1 protein-coding gene is annotated in these 982 nt (G+C 39.4%); it reads left to right on the top strand.

Going from position 1 to position 982, the window contains the following annotated elements:
• A partial coding sequence (locus tag ACFSBH_RS12135) for a transposase (protein WP_379597743.1) occupies positions 1 to 982 on the top strand: 982 nt, incomplete at both ends.

Below are 982 nucleotides of genomic sequence, written 5' to 3'. Positions count from 1 at the left end.
TTATATTGTGTGGGTATACGCAGTCTGTCTTTTCTGGTCGTAAAATAGAAGCCTTACTACAGGACAGTGTTCGGATGATGTGGCTAGCGCAGGGTTACGAACCAAGCTACCGCACCATTAATCGATTTCGTTCTAATCCCCTCATTGAAGAGATTCTTCGTGAATGTTTTGTACAGTTTAGAAATCAATTAGTGGAGAAGGAACTGATAGAGGAAGATGCGATTTTTATTGATGGAACGAAGATTGAAGCAAACGCCAATAAGTTCACCTTTGTTTGGCGGAAGTCCACCGAAAAATATAGTGACAACCTGATTGAAAAATCGAATCAACTGTATGATGAGTTATTAGAGAAGGAAATTATTCCGGCGATTGAGCGAGAAAATCAAGAAGAGTTATCCGTTCAAGAGATGGAAAAAGTAGTTGAAAAGTTAGATGAAAAAATGGAAGAATACAACGAAAAAATTGAAGCTTGTGAAGTTGGCAGCGAGCGAAAGAAAATCCGTTCGGAACGTAAATTTCCAAAACGAGCTCGTAAGCAGTTTGAGGATTTCATCATTCGTAAACAAAAGTATCAAAACGATATGGAGATCTTCGGTAACCGCAATAGTTACTCGAAGACAGATCCAGATGCGACGTTTATGCGCATGAAAGATGACTACATGAAGAACGGTCAGTTGAAAGCTGGTTATAATGTACAGATTGCGACGGAAGGTCAATACGCACTAGCTTACGATGTTTTCCCGAATCCAACGGATACACGTACGTTGATTCCTTTTCTCAACACAATTGAAGATCACTTCTTTGAGCTTCCAGAACACATTGTCGCAGATGCGGGGTACGGCAGTGAACAGAATTATGAAGATATCCTAGAGAATCGAAATCGAATACCACTCATTACATACAATCAGTATCGAAAGGAGAAGAAAAAGAAACACAGAGAGAATGCTTTTCATGTAGACAACTGGGAATATAATGAAGAAGA

Source organism: Oceanobacillus luteolus (genome assembly GCF_042678205.1).
GTDB lineage: Bacteria > Bacillota > Bacilli > Bacillales > Amphibacillaceae > Oceanobacillus > Oceanobacillus luteolus.
The sequence above is the reverse complement of the archived record's forward strand: the minus strand, read 5'-3'. Positions and strand labels throughout refer to the sequence as shown.